The organism is Streptomyces sp. NPDC006314 (genome assembly GCF_040613075.1).
In the GTDB taxonomy this organism is placed as follows: Bacteria; Actinomycetota; Actinomycetes; order Streptomycetales; family Streptomycetaceae; genus Streptomyces.
Genome location: NZ_JBEXRL010000027.1, coordinates 1 through 12,629 on the forward strand (window position 1 = coordinate 1; position 12,629 = coordinate 12,629).

General features: G+C 72.8%; 13 protein-coding genes and 1 pseudogene. 8 read left to right on the forward strand and 6 right to left on the reverse strand.

The genetic code is table 11. The features are described 5' to 3' along the window. Positions 1–156: 156 nt before the first annotated feature. The 4 genes and pseudogenes from ABZ079_RS32875 to ABZ079_RS32890 form a co-directional block, all read left to right on the forward strand. On the forward strand, positions 157–306 hold the full coding sequence (locus tag ABZ079_RS32875) for a hypothetical protein (RefSeq protein ID WP_356943112.1): 150 nt from the start codon (positions 157–159) through the stop codon (positions 304–306). A gap of 150 nt (positions 307–456) precedes the next feature. After that, on the forward strand, positions 457–858 hold the full coding sequence (locus ABZ079_RS32880) for an ester cyclase (RefSeq protein ID WP_356624158.1): 402 nt from the start codon (positions 457–459) through the stop codon (positions 856–858). Between the two features lie 14 nt (positions 859–872). After that, positions 873–1,499, forward strand: a complete 627-nt coding sequence (locus ABZ079_RS32885; RefSeq protein WP_356943113.1) for a hypothetical protein — start codon at positions 873–875, stop codon at positions 1,497–1,499. Between the two features lie 101 nt (positions 1,500–1,600). After that, positions 1,601–1,708, forward strand: a pseudogene (locus ABZ079_RS32890) (IS5/IS1182 family transposase); the annotation flags it as partial. A gap of 186 nt (positions 1,709–1,894) precedes the next feature. On the opposite strand, the gene ABZ079_RS32895 reads toward ABZ079_RS32890, so the two are convergent. From ABZ079_RS32895 to ABZ079_RS32905, 3 genes are all read right to left on the reverse strand, one after another. Next, positions 1,895–2,686: an enoyl-CoA hydratase-related protein gene (locus ABZ079_RS32895; protein ID WP_356943114.1), complete on the reverse strand. Its 792-nt coding sequence runs from the start codon at positions 2,684–2,686 to the stop codon at positions 1,895–1,897. Further along, positions 2,677–4,914 carry an acetate--CoA ligase family protein gene (locus tag ABZ079_RS32900; RefSeq protein ID WP_356943115.1) on the reverse strand — a complete coding sequence of 746 codons (2,238 nt, stop codon included), beginning with the start codon at positions 4,912–4,914 and terminating at the stop codon, positions 2,677–2,679. Before ABZ079_RS32900 ends, ABZ079_RS32895 begins: the two co-directional genes overlap by 10 nt. A 108-nt stretch (positions 4,915–5,022) precedes the next feature. Beyond that, positions 5,023–6,201, reverse strand: coding sequence for an NAD(P)/FAD-dependent oxidoreductase (locus ABZ079_RS32905; protein WP_356943116.1), 1,179 nt, complete (start codon positions 6,199–6,201; stop codon positions 5,023–5,025). A gap of 254 nt (positions 6,202–6,455) precedes the next feature. Here ABZ079_RS32905 and ABZ079_RS32910 point away from each other — a divergent pair, with 254 nt between their 5' ends. Together ABZ079_RS32910 and ABZ079_RS32915 are read left to right on the forward strand one after the other, a co-directional pair. Beyond that, on the forward strand, positions 6,456–6,905 hold the full coding sequence (locus ABZ079_RS32910) for a DoxX family membrane protein (RefSeq protein ID WP_356943117.1): 450 nt from the start codon (positions 6,456–6,458) through the stop codon (positions 6,903–6,905). Beyond that, complete coding sequence (locus tag ABZ079_RS32915; RefSeq protein ID WP_356943191.1) at positions 6,905–7,327, forward strand: Zn-ribbon domain-containing OB-fold protein; 423 nt, start codon at positions 6,905–6,907, stop codon at positions 7,325–7,327. The genes ABZ079_RS32910 and ABZ079_RS32915 overlap by 1 nt, the downstream gene beginning before the upstream one ends. 873 nt (positions 7,328–8,200) lie before the next feature. On the opposite strand, the gene ABZ079_RS32920 is transcribed toward ABZ079_RS32915, so the two are convergent. Beyond that, on the reverse strand, positions 8,201–8,869 hold the full coding sequence (locus ABZ079_RS32920; RefSeq protein WP_356943118.1) for a pyridoxal 5'-phosphate synthase: 669 nt from the start codon (positions 8,867–8,869) through the stop codon (positions 8,201–8,203). Positions 8,870–8,946: 77 nt separating this feature from the next. Beyond that, complete coding sequence (locus tag ABZ079_RS32925; protein ID WP_356943119.1) at positions 8,947–10,119, reverse strand: acetyl-CoA acetyltransferase; 1,173 nt, start codon at positions 10,117–10,119, stop codon at positions 8,947–8,949. Positions 10,120–10,232: 113 nt separating this feature from the next. Between ABZ079_RS32925 and ABZ079_RS32930 the strand changes: the two genes are divergently transcribed. Together ABZ079_RS32930 and ABZ079_RS32935 are read left to right on the forward strand one after the other, a co-directional pair. Next, complete coding sequence (locus ABZ079_RS32930) at positions 10,233–11,417, forward strand: acyl-CoA dehydrogenase family protein (protein ID WP_356943120.1); 1,185 nt, start codon at positions 10,233–10,235, stop codon at positions 11,415–11,417. Continuing rightward, a complete protein-coding gene (locus ABZ079_RS32935; protein ID WP_356943121.1) occupies positions 11,417–11,902 on the forward strand; it encodes a nitroreductase family deazaflavin-dependent oxidoreductase in 486 nt (161 codons plus the stop codon). The genes ABZ079_RS32930 and ABZ079_RS32935 overlap by 1 nt, the downstream gene beginning before the upstream one ends. A 68-nt stretch (positions 11,903–11,970) precedes the next feature. Here the strand turns inward: ABZ079_RS32935 and ABZ079_RS32940 are convergent, their stop codons facing one another. Then, positions 11,971–12,591 (reverse strand): LysE family translocator, encoded by a 621-nt coding sequence (locus tag ABZ079_RS32940; protein ID WP_356943122.1) that lies wholly within the window; start codon positions 12,589–12,591, stop codon positions 11,971–11,973. Positions 12,592–12,629: the final 38 nt, after the last annotated feature.

Below are 12,629 nucleotides of genomic sequence, written 5' to 3' on the forward strand. Positions count from 1 at the left end.
AGATCTGGAGACAACGGGCGAAGGCTTGAAAGACACAACATCAGGCTCCCACCAGCTAGCCCGTCATACCCACTGAACTAACGAAAAGATCAGTAAGACACCGTTTCTTATGGCGCGAGGGAGCTCCCACACCCGGGATCGCTCAGATCGGCGGAAGTGACGAGAACATACGGCTCCTCCGAGCCGCGTATAGCGGAGATCGCCGAGGGGCAGTGGGCGGGCAACACCGTCCGCGACGCGATCCGCAACATGCAGGCGGCGGTCGCGACGGTCACCACGGTCGCCGCCGTCACCGCGGCGACCTGAGCGCGGACCGGCCGCAGAGCCGAGACTCCCGGCTGCCGTCAGAGAACTCGGCATGGTGTCCTCCAGATGGCGGGCACCACCGGGCGTCCGCCGAGCGGCGCGATGGACGAGACCATAGATTCGGCCCTGTCGTCCCACAGAGGAGCCCCCATGACAGCGGAGTCCGACAAGGCACTCGTCCGCCGATTCTTCGAGGAGGTGTGGAATCAGAACAATCTCGAAGCGGCGAGGGAGATCGTCCACGAGAACTACGAGTCGCCCGAGGGGCAGACCTTCGCCGGGCTTCCCGGGCTCGACATCCTCGCGGCGGACCTGAAGCTGTACGAATCGCTCTACCGCGATCTGAAGTTCACGATCGATCGGATGTTCGTCGAGGACCACGCTGTGTGGACGGTCTGGCAGGCGACGGGCGAGTCGAAGATCCACACCTTCACCGACCGGCAGGGCAACAATCGGCCGCAGGAGCTGGGTGCCAATGGCGTGAGCCTGACCGAAGTACGGGACAGCAAGGTCGCCTCGCATCGGCTTCTCTGGCCCCTCACCCATCCATAGAACGGAATCCATCCATGGCATCCGCAGAGCGCACCGTGATCGCGCTGGAACTCCACCCCAAGAACGGCGTGACGCCCGAGGACATCAAGAGCGCCGTGGTGAACCACGTTGTCAGCGCCATGCGCGAGCTTGGCCGGTTCGGCAACGTCAGCGCGGTACGCCTGCTGCAGGACCGCGCCGACAGCCGCCACCTTCTGCTGGTGTCCACGGACAGCTCCTGGAATCCGACCACCACGATCGGGAACCTCGGGGCTATCACGCGGATCGACCACCTGGGCTCGTTCCACTTCGTCGCTCTGGCCTCGCTCGACGGCACGGAGACCTCCGGGCAGACCGACCCCGGCCGGGACCTCGGCAACGACGTCCGCCTCTTCGAGCTGCGCCCGACCTCCGGCCGTACCGCCGACGACCTCGCCGAAGCGGTCGACACACAGCTCGCCACCCGTGTCGGCGCACCCTCCACCCGAAGCGGAAACGTCCTGAACGTCTCACTGCTCCGGCAGAACGACGCCGACCGCCATCTCCTCTTCTTCGGCGTGGACACCGGTACGTCCCCCAACAACGAGAGCCGCCTCGCCGCCCTCCGCGACACCGCGGACGTCAAGGAACTCGGCTCGTTCATCCAGCAGCCCCTGCCCTAACGAGCTCGTGCATGGTTGGCGGTGAGACGTCGAGGGCCCGGCCCGGTTGGGTTTTCAGCTCGGTCGTGCCAGGTCGAGGTCGGCTGTCTGCTGGTGCGAGAGCAGGCCGGCGACGGCCTGGACACCGCTACGAGCGCAAGGCTGAACACTTCCTCGCCTTCGTCGGCATAGCTGCTGCCCTCATCTGCCACCGCCGCCTCACCAAATGAAACGACCTCTCAGCTGCGGCCATGGGGTGGGAGCACGTGCGCGAGCGGGTCCGGGCGGCCCGGCCGCTGCGGGGGGCCGGTGACCTGCCCGCGGCGATCGCCGTGAACGCGCTCAGTTGCCGGCGGCCGGGCTGTTGTGGTGGAGCGGGAGACTCCGGTGGCGGTGGCGCCTTGGGGGTCTGACCCTCACCGCCCCCGGAACCGTGGGCCCCTGCGCTCCGCGAACGCCCGCAGGCCCTCCTGGGCGTCCTCGGTCGTCAGGTTGATCTCCTGGGCCCAGGCCTCCGCCGCGAAGGCGGCCGGGCGGTCGGCGTCCAGGGCACTGTTCACAAGGTGTTTGGTCAGCGCCAGCGCCCTTGTCGGGCCGGAGGCCAGGCGGGCGGCCCACTCGCGGGCCGTCCTCGTCAGCTCCCCGTCCGGTACCACCCGGTTGACCAGCCCCAGCCGTTCCGCGTCCGCCGCCAGGAGCGCGTCCCCGAAGAACATCAGCTCCTTGGCCCGCTGCGGACCGACCAGCCGGGGCAGCAGATAGGCGCCTCCCGCGTCCGGTACCAGCCCGCGGCGCACGAACACCTCGATGAAGCGGGCGGATTCGGCGGCCAGGACGAGGTCGCAGGCGAACGCCAGGTGCGCGCCGAGGCCGGCGGCCGTGCCGTTCACGGCGGCCAGTACCGGTTTCTCGCAGTCCAGCACGGCCGCGATCAGGCGCTGGGCGCCGAGCCGCAGGGTGCGGGCGACGTCCCCGGGGACCCGTTCCCCGCCGGTGGCCCCGCCCCGCAGGTCCGCGCCCGCGCAGAACCCGCGCCCGGTGCCGGTCAGGACGACCGCCCGTACGTCCGGGTCCGCGGACGCCTGGGCCAGCAGCTCGACGATCCGGTCCCGCAGGGCGGGGGTCAGGGCGTTGAGGGAATCCGGGCGGTCGAGGGTGAGGTACGAGACGTGCTCGCGGACCTCATGGGCGATCCCGCTCACCGGCACACCACCAGTGCGTCCAGTGCCACGGCGCCCTGCCCGCGGGGCAGCACCATCAGCGGGTTGATGTCCAACTCGGCGATGTGATCGCCGAGTTCCAGAGCCATGCGCTGGACCCGGAGGACCACCTCCACCAGCGCGTCCCGGTCGGCCGGCGGCCGGCCCCGGACCCCGTCCAGCAGGGCCCGGCCGCGCAGGTCGGTGAGCATGTCCCGGGCCCGGTCCTCGCCGAACGGCGGGACGCGGACCGCCACGTCGCGCAGCACCTCCACCAGCACCCCGCCGAGCCCCACGGTCACGGTCGGCCCGAACAGCTCGTCGTGCGTCACCCCGACGACCATCTCCACGCCCCGCTCGACCATCTGGCAGACCAGGACGCCGTCCAGGGAGACACCCTCGTAACGGGCGATGTCGGTCAGCTCGCGGTAGGCGTCCCGGACCTGGCTGGCCGAGGTCAGCCCGATCTTCACCAGGCCGAGTTCGGTCTTGTGGGCGATCTGCGCGCCGGAGGCCTTCATCACCACCGGGTAGCCGACCTGCCCCGCCGCGCGGACGGCCGCCGCCGCGCTGGTCACCAGCTGCTCGCGCGGCACCCGGATGCCGTAGGCGCGCAGCAGCTGCTTGGCCGCGTGCTCGCTGAGCTGCCGACCGGGCCGCATCAGGGCCTCGGCCTTGCGGAAGGAGGGCGAGGGGGTGCGCGGGGCCTCGTCGAAGGGGGAGCGGTAGTCGCTCACGAAGCGGTGGTGGTCCAGCCAGGCGCGGACGGCGGTCAGGCAGTTGCCGACGGTCCGGAACGTGGCCACGCGGGAGGAGCCCAGCAGGACCTCCCGGTACGCGGGCTCGGTGCCGACCGGCGAACCCCACACCACGCACACCAGCTTGCCGGTCTCCTCGGCGGCCTCGACCAGGTCCGACACGAGCTTGTCGCTGAGCGGCGGGAAGGGGCCGGTGACCGGGCAGATCAGCACCCCGACCGCCGGATCGGCGAGGATCGCGTCGATAATCCTCCGGCCGCGCCGGTCACCGACCGGGTGGCCGCCGTTGTCCACCGGGTTGGCCACGCTCAGGTATTGCGGTATCCACTGGTGCAGTTCGGCCTGCTTGGCCTCGGACAGGCGCGGGAGGTGCAGTCCGGCCGCTGAGGCGAGGTCGGCGACATGGGCGCCCGTGCCGCCGGAGATGGAGTAGACGGCGACCCCGTCCGCCTGCGGGGTCCGGGCCCGCGCCAGCAGGGCGGCGGTGTCCTGGAGTTCGTCCAGACCGTCGACGCGGATCACGCCGTACTGCCGCATGGCCGCGTCCACCACATCGTCGGTGCCGGTCAGCTTGCCGGTGTGCGAGGCGGCCGTACGGGCCCCGGCCTCGGTCCGGCCCACCTTCACGGCGACCACGGGCACCTTGCGGCGGGCGGCGCGATCGGCGGCCAGCAGGAAGGCACGGCCGTCCTTCAGCCCCTCCACGTAACAGGCGATGGCGCCGACCTCGGGCTGCTCGGCGAAGTAGGAGATGAAGTCGGCGGTCTCCAGGTCGGCCTCGTTGCCGGTGGGTGCCCAGTGCGAGAGCCGGATGCCCAGCTCCTGCAGGGCGAAGACCGGCCGGCCCTGGTGCCCGGACTGGGTGATCAGCGCGATGGCCGGCCCTTCCAGGTCCTCCCGGAAGCGTTCGAAGGCGTTGAGGTTGGTGTTCGGGCCGAGCAGCCGGAGCCCCGAGCGCCGTACGGCGTCCGCGAGCCGCTGCTGGGCCTCGGCGCCCGCCGCACCGGTCTCCGCGAAACCGGAGGCGAAGGCGACGGCGAACTTCACCTTCGTCTCGGCCAGTTCCCCGATCACCGGGAGCGGGTCGGCGACCAGCAGGACGGCCAGGTCGACCTGTTCGGGCAGGTCGGCGACGGAGCCGACGCAGGGGACGCCGAACACGGACGGCCGGCCCGGATGCACCGGGTGCACCCGCGCGCCGACCCGCTCTGCCCACGCCAGCAGCTGCCGGGTGATCCCCGTGTTGGGCCGCCCCTCGGCGTCGGAGGCGCCGATCACGGCGACGGACTCGGGCCGGAAGAGGCGGGAGAGGTCCGGTGCGTCCGCGTGCAGCGGGCGCCCGCCGACGTCGAGGCCGGCCCCCCCTTCGAGGTCGTCGGTCCGGCCGTGGACGGCGGGTCCGGGCCGTTGCTCGCCGCAGGCGATGGCCCGGGCCCGGCGGGAGTCGGTGGTGAGGGTGCCGTGGGTTGATCCAAGCATCGTTCCGCCCGCTCCTGTGAGAGACAGCCAAAAAACTGACGCTCTGTCAGGTTACTGAACGGGCGGGAAGCCAGGAATGGCTCGGAACGGCAAAGTTGCGGGGCGGTACTACCCCAGCCGCTTCGCCACGGCCTTGGCGATCTTCCCGGCGTCGAGCGCCATCTCCCGCAGCATTCCACTGATGGGATTGGTGAACCCGGTGAAGTACAGGTCCGGTGCCCGTCCCGGCGTACGGCCGCCGTGCACCACCGGCCTGCCGCGCTCGTCCAGCACCCCGAGATGCCCGACCAGCCCCTCCAGTGCCCGCACATACCCCGTGGCCGCGATCACCGCGTCCGGCGAGACACGGCTGCCGTCGGCGAGGACCACCTTCCCGTCCTCGAACGCCTCGACGGCGGCCACGATCTCCACCTTCTTCTTGCGTACGGCGTCGATCAGGCCGACGTCCTGGACCGGGATGGCGCCCTGCCTCACCCTGCTGTACAGGCCGGTGTCGGGGCGCGGCAGCCCCTGCGCGGACAGGTCGGGGGTGCTGATCCGGCCCACCGGACCGGCGAGCCGGTCCACGAGCCGCACCGGCAGCCGCCGTACCAGCACGCCCGTGTACTGGGCGGCCCAGCCGAAGGTCGACCGGCGCAGGATGTGCGGAGCCGTGCGCACGGCCAGCCGCACCCGCGCGGCCCCGCCCTCCGCCAGGTCCACGGCGATCTCCGCGCCGGTGTTGCCGATACCGACGACGAGCACGTCGCGGCCGGCGTACGGTTCGGCGTTGCGGTACTCGCCGGCGTGCCGGAACTCCCCTTCGTACGCCTCCCGGCCGGGCCAGTCGGGGATGCGCGGGGTGTGGTTGTAGCCGGTGGCGACGACCACCGCGCTGCCGGTCAGCTCCCGCCCGCCGGAGGCGTGCAGCAGCCAGCCCGTGCCGTCCTCGGTCCGCTCGACGCGGTGGACCTCCACGCCGGTGACGATCTCCAGCTCGTGGTGCTCGGCGTACTTCTCCAGGTACCGCACCACGTTGTCGCGGGAGACCCAGCGCCCGAACCTCCGGGGTATCGCGAGGCCGGGCAGCGCGGACAGCCGCCGGGTGGTGTGCAGATGGAGCCGGTCGTAGTGCCCGCGCCAGGAGGCGCCCACCTGGCCGGACTTCTCCAGCACCACGGCCCGTATGCCCCGCGCCCGCAGCGCGTACGCGGCGGCCAGGCCGCCCGGACCGGCGCCGATGACGTAGACCGGGCGGTCGGCGGGGGTCGGGGAGAGGTGCACGGAAGTGAGACGGGAGACTGCCATGAGCGGGAGCGTAATCACGCACCCGCTTGATGGGTCTCGGTCAAGACCGGAATCGGTTGCGGATTGGTCACGTGTGGGGAGAAGCGACCGTCACGCGTGACGCAGCCCACACGGATGAGGGGAAACCCTCCGGAGGGGGTGCGGGGGCCGCTTCACGGGCGATCCACGGCTGCCGGCCGATTCCCCGGCGCCTGCGCGGCGAACCTCCGGCGGAAGGCTCGGCAACCCGCCTTGTCTGACGTACCGTCAGATCCATGGACGCGATAGGGCTGGACGGCGCGGAGTGGCTGGCGGTGTTGCGTACAGGCCTCGGCCTGTGGTGGCTGGAGAGCTGGCGGCACAAGGACAAGAAGGCCTGGTTCCAGCGGGAGAGCGGCATCGCCTGGGCGGCGGACGTGGCGGCGAAACACCGGTGGGCCCCGGTCCGGACGGGCTTCGACACGGTGGTCAGGCCGCACCCGAAGCTCATGGCGTACGTCGTGGCCTACGCCGAGCTGTCCCTCGGCCTCGGCCTGATCCTCGGCTTCCTGACCCCGGTGGCCCTGCTCGCGGGCCTGCTCCTGAACGCGATCTACTTCATCCTCATGATCCACGACTGGGCGGAGCAGGGTCAGAACTCGATGATGGCGCTGATCTCGCTCGTCTGCTTCTTCGGGATGGCGTGGCAGACCTGGTCGGTGGACGCGTGGACCGGGTGGTTCTGATGGGCGGCCCGCGCTACGACCTCCCGGAGACCGACGCCTTCACCCGCCCCTACTGGGAGGCGGCTGCGCGGGGCCGTCTGCTGATCCGCCGTTGCGGGGCCTGTGGCCGGGCGCACCACTACCCCCGGGAGTTCTGCCCGCACTGCTGGAGCGGGGCGGTGGCGTGGGAGCGGGCGAGCGGTCACGCGACCCTCTACACCTGGTCCACGATCCACCGCAATGACCTGCCCCCCTTCGGGGACCGCACCCCGTACACGGCGGCCGTGGTCGACCTGGCGGAGGGGCCGAGGATGATGACGGAGGTGGTGGAGTGCCCGGAGCGGGAGCTGGTGGCCGGGATGCCGCTGAGGGTCACCTTCCGGGAGGGAAAACCGGTGTTCCGCCCCGGGACCCGACCCGGATCACGACCGCACGCGCCCTGAGAGCCGGCACCTGACCGAAGACCTCGACGACTTCCTCTCCCGGGCGGGCGACTTCCTCCGCTCCCGCCCGGCACCGCACACGGTGCCGCCGACGGTGACGGACGACTCCGCCGCGGCGGCCTGCGCCTCTGCGGCGGCGAGTTGCCCCTTTCGGCACGCGGGAGGCGGCGGACGGCACGGTGCGGGCGGTGCTGCTCCACACGCGGCCCTTCGCCGTCCACGTCACACCGCTCGCCCCGCCGCCACACCGCTCGCCCCGCAGGAGGCCGACGCGCCGTCCGCCCGGCCGCGGACCTGGGCCCACCGGGTTCCGGGGGTCTCCGCGGAACGGGAGACGGCGGCGGCCTTCACGAAGGCCCGGCAGCGGCGCACCGGCACGCGGGATCCGCCGGCGTCGACGGCTGTACCCGCCGGACGGGTCGACGGTGCCGGAATACAGGCCGGAGGGCCGGGCGCGGATCGGGGACCGGAAGACCGGGAACCGCTGATGCGCTGGTACGGGGAGTTCATGGACGCGGTGGGGCGGCGCGCCGGGGACCCCTCCGAGTGGACCGGCGCCCGCCTCGGCCACGGCGGCGTCGCCCGCCGGGAGGCCCCTGACGGCACGTCCGTCTCCCTCGCCGGAGTGACCCCGGAAGGCCGCCGGCCAGGCCCGGATCGCCCCGGTGTACACCCCGGCCCGCCTGCGCGGACGCGGATGCGCGGGCGCGGCGGCCACGGCAGAGGTGAGCCGAGCGGCGCGGACTCCGGCGTACGGGAGATCCTCCTCTTCCGGGCCTGGCCGATGGGACGAGCAACGCCCTGGACCAACGCATCGCTCACCGTCGGCTCGCGGACTTCACGGTGGGGGAGTCCGGGGAGTGAGGGAGCTTCTCACGGCCAGAGCAACACCCTGCGCCAGCCGAACTCCGTGCTCCGGTACTCCAGGCGTACGTGCCGCCTGTCCGCATCCCCCTGGAAGAACTCCACCGTCTCCGGGTGCAGGCGGTACAGGGTCCAGGTCGGGGAAGGCTCGCCCGGGTTCTCGCGGGCCCTCTCCCAGGCCCCTTCCGAGACCCGCCGCAACTCCTCCAGCGAGGACAGCTCCTCGCTCTGCCGCCCGGTGAGCGCCGCCGCAAGCGCCCCCGTGGACCGCGCGTGCAGGTCGGCCTGGCTCTCCTCGGAGGGCGCCGACGTGACCGGCCCCCGTACCCGGATCTGGCGCCCGAGCACCGGCCAGTAGAAGGCCAGGGCGGCGTACGGGTGGGCGCTCAGGGCGCGGCCCTTGCGGCTCGTGGCGTGCGAGGCGAAGGACCAGCCGTCCGCGTCGGCGCCGTGCAGCATCACGATGCGTACGTCCGGCCTGCCTTCCTCGTCCACCGTCGCCAGCGACATCGTGTGCGGCTCCGGCTGGCCCGCGGCCACCGCCGCCGCGAACCAGTTCGTGAACAGCGCCAACGGTGTGGGAGGGGCCGTATCCGGGTCGAAGGGGCGCAGCTCCGTCGTCTCGGGCGCCCAGACCCGCAGCGACCGAAGCAGCGTGTGGAGATCTTGTTGTGCCATGGGGCGAGTATCACCCCGGACCCCGGGGCGGCCCGGGTCGGACGGCACGCCCGCGCGCCGCGCGGCCGGGTCCCTTCTCACCCCCGCCCCAGCACCACCGTCCCCGACGAGCAGAACCAGCCCCCCGTCCCCGACGCGACGCCGAGCCTCGGCAATCCGCCGTCCCGCGCCCGCACTTGACGGTCACCGGCCTCGCCGCGCAGCTGTCGTACCGCCTCCACCAGGAGGAAGAGGCCGCGCATTCCCGGGTGTTGGGCCGACAGGCCGCCGCCGTCCGTGTTCACCGGCAGGTCTCCGCCCCGCACCAGCAGGCGTCCCTCCCCCACGAACGCCCCGCCCTCGCCCTTGGCGCAGAAGCCCAGGTCCTCCAGGGTCACCAGGGTCATGTAGGTGAAGGCGTCGTAGATCTCGGCGAAGTCGATGTCGCAGGGGCGGACACCGGCGCGTTCGAAGGCCAGGCGACCGCTCACCGCCGCCGGGGAGACCGTGAAGTCCGGCCACTCGGACATCGTGGCGTGGGAGACGTGCTCCCCGCTGCCGAGGATCCAGACAGGGGCGGTGCGGCAGTCCCGGACGTACTCCTCGGCCGCCAGCAGGACAGCCGCCCCGCCGTCCGAGCGCAGGCAGCAGTGCAGTTTGGTGAAGGGGTCGGCGATCATCGGGCCGGAGAGGACGTCGTCGACGGTGATCGGGGCGCGGAACATCGCTTCCGGGTTCAAGGACGCGTTCGCTCTCGCCTGTACCGCCACCTCCGCCAGCTGCTCGATCGTCGTGCCGTACTCGATCATGTGGCGGCGGGCCGCCATCGCGTACTTGGCGATCAGCGTGTGGCCGTAGGGGACCTCGAACTGGAGGGGGCCCCGGGCACCGAAGGAGAGGTCGCCCGTTCTGCGGCCCGCCTTGATGTCCGCCCGCGCGGTCGAACCGTAGGCGAGGAGGACCGCGTTCGCGCGGCCCGCCGCTATCGCGTCCGCCGCGTGTGCCGCCATGACCTCCCAGGTCGAGCCGCCGACGGAGGTGGAGTCCACCCAGGTGGGGCGCAGGCCCAGGTACTCGGCGACCTCAACCGGGGCCAGCGTGCCCAGGCCCGCCGAGGCGAAGCCGTCCACCCGGGCGCGGTCCAGGCCGGCGTCCGCGAGGGCGCGGCGGGCCGCCTGGGCGTGCAGGGCGTACGGGGTCGCGTCGTCCACGCGGCCGCAGTCGGAGAGGGCCACGCCCACCACGGCGGCTTTCCTGCTCCCTTGCTCCATGGATCTGACGGTACATCAGGTATCGGTGCCGGCGGCAGGGCCGTGTCTCTGGGCATCCCCGCGGGGACCCCCTAATATGACGCACCGTCAGATCCGGTCCGGAGGGATCAGCCATGGACACGCGCTTCACCGCCGAGCAGGACGAGATCCGCCGGACCCTGCGCGAGCTGCTGCGTGAACGCTGTGGCTCCCGGGAACTGCGGACCGCCGCCGACAGCCCGGCCGGGTACGACCCGCTCCTGTGGTCCGCCCTCGCCGGCCGGCTCGGCCTGCCGGGGCTCGCCCTCCCCGAGCGGTACGGCGGTGTCGGCTGCTCGGTCACCGAGCTGGCCCTGGCCTGCGAGGAGACGGGACGCGCCCTGGCGCCCTCACCGCTGCTGGCCACGTCCGTCCTCACCGCACCGCTGATCCTCGCCCTGGGGACTCGGGCCCAGCGTGCCGAGCTGCTGCCCCGGCTGGCCGCCGGGCAACTCACCGCCGCCCTCGCCGTCCCCGGACCCGCCCTCGCCACGGCCCTCGCCCTGACCGGAGGCAACGCCGGGTACTCCGCCGGCGGGGGGCGGGCGGGGGGCGTACAGGCCCGGTGGACCGCCGCCGGGTGGACCCTGTACGGGCAGGTCGACCAGGTGCTGGACGGGCACAGCGCGGGACTGCTGCTCGTCGCCGCGCACACCGGCGGGTTCGCCCGGTCCCGGACGCGCCTGTTTCTGGTGGCGGGCGACGCCGCGGGGCTCGTACGGATCCGGCAGACCGCTCTCGACGCCACCCGGCCGCAGGGGCGGGTGCAGTTGCGCGACGTCCGCGCCGAGCAGCTGGGGGAGGACGACACCGGCGTCCTGCCCGCGCTCGCCGCGCTCGGGGACTCCGTCGCCGCCGTGCTCGCCGCCGAGGCCGTGGGGGCGGCCGGCCGGGTGTTGGAGCGGACCGTGGAGTACGTCGGGCAGCGGGTGCAGTTCGGGCGGCCCATCGGGTCCTTCCAGGCGGTGAAACACCGGCTGGCGGATGTGTATGTGGGAGTGCAGGCGGCGCGGTCGGCCGCCTGCTACGCGGCCTGGGCGACCACTCAGGGGGAAAGGGCGGGCGGAGTCGCGCTCGCGCAGGCGCTGGAGGCGCTGCGGAGCGCCGCCGCCGAGGGCATCCAGCTGCACGGCGGGATCGGTTTCACCTGGGAGCACGACGCCCACCTGTACTTCAAACGGGCGGCCGGGGACGAGCTGCTGTTCGGGCCGGTGCACCGGCTGCGGGACCGGGCCGCCGAGACGGCGGGGCTCTTCGTACGCGGGGAGGCGGCGGTCTGATGGCCCTCCCCGCCGGCCTCCGGCTCGTGCAGAAGGTGTCGTCCACCCGGCTGTTCGCGAAGGTGGCCCCGCATGTGATCCCGGCCCTCGACCGGGGCGTGCACCGGCTCACCCGGGGAAAGGTGCTGCTCAGCGCCCAGCTGCTGCCGGGGGTGGTCCTCACCTCTACCGGCGCCCGCAGCGGGCTGCCGCGCCGGACCCCGCTGGCGTGCATGCCCGAGGGCGACGGCAGGAGCTGGATCCTCGCCGGCTCCAACTTCGGGCGGACCGGCCACCCGTCCTGGACCCACAACCTCCTCGCCCACCCGGACGCCTCGGTCAGCTGGAAGGGCCGGGACATCCCCGTCACCGCCCGGTTGCTCACGGGGGAGGAGCGGGCCGCCGCCTGGCGGGCGCTGCTGGCGTTCTGGCCGCCGTACGCCACCTACCAGGCGCGGGTGGAGCGGGAGATCCGGCTGTTCCGGCTCACTCCGAGGGAGCCCTGAGACGCGGGCATCTCGGGCGCGCCGAGGACGACGGTGTCGCCGTCGCCGGATGCCGCGGGGATGCGCAGCTAGAGCGTCGCCAGCCGCTCCACCAGCAGGAACGCGCCGATGCCCAGCATGGCCGCGCCCGAGGTGCGGGTCACCGCCCGGGCCGCCAGCGGGCGAGCCGCGAGCAGGGCGCGGGCCAGGGTGCCGACGGTGAGGTAGACGGCCGCGCAGCACGCCATGTGGAGCAGGCCCAGGGACGCCGTCTGAGCGGGTACGGGCAGGTGGGCGCCCCGCAGGGTGAGGAACTGGGGGAGCACGGAGAGGTAGAGCAGCAGGCCCTTGGGGTTCAGGCCGCTGATCGTGGCGCCCCGGAGGAACAGCCGCCGGCCGGCCCCGGGGGTCTCGTCCGCGGCGCCGGGGACCGCCGGGCGGCGCAGCACCGACCAGCCCAGCCACAGCAGGTACCCCGCGCCCGCCACCGTCAGGGCCGTCAGCAGCCGGGGCGAACCGGCCACCAGGACCGCCAGGCCCGCTGTCGCCAGGACCGTGTGCAGGGCATATCCGCTGACCAGGCCCGCCACGGCGCGCAGCACCGAGCGGCCCCGCACGGCGGTCGCGATGACGTACGCCCAGTCGGCGCCCGGTACACACACCAGCAGCAGGTCCACGGCGAGGAAGGAGAAGAGCAGTCCCGAGTCCATGCTGGCGACATTAGGCGCGATTGGCTCGAAAGTGTTCC